We start from the raw sequence: 331 nt of genomic DNA, 5'->3' as shown, positions 1-331 counted from the left end.
TTTTCCATTAAGAAGCGCTTCTGTTTGTGCTAAGAAATTTGAAATAAGCTTATCTTGATGATCTTGGTTTCCATGCAGTGATTTTACAAAACCAATAAAATCTGCTGGAATAAGTTTTGTACCTTGATGTATTAATTGAAAAAACGCATGTTGCGAATTGGTTCCTGGTTCTCCCCAAATTAACGTTCCTGTTTGATAACTTATTGGGTTACCATTTCTATCCACACTTTTTCCATTACTTTCCATAATGCCTTGTTGCAAATAGGTGGCAAACTGATTTAAATATTGAGAATAAGGAATGATTGCTTCACTTTCGGCATTAAAAAAGTTA

General features: G+C 33.2%; 1 pseudogene. It reads right to left on the bottom strand.

Going from position 1 to position 331, the window contains the following annotated elements:
• Positions 1–331: pseudogene (pgi, locus tag J8281_RS19370) on the bottom strand (glucose-6-phosphate isomerase); the annotation flags it as partial.

Origin of the sequence: Aquimarina sp. U1-2 (assembly GCF_017897595.1) — a bacterium.
In the GTDB taxonomy this organism is placed as follows: Bacteria; Bacteroidota; Bacteroidia; order Flavobacteriales; family Flavobacteriaceae; genus Aquimarina.
This window is presented reverse-complemented; position numbering and strand designations above follow the sequence as displayed.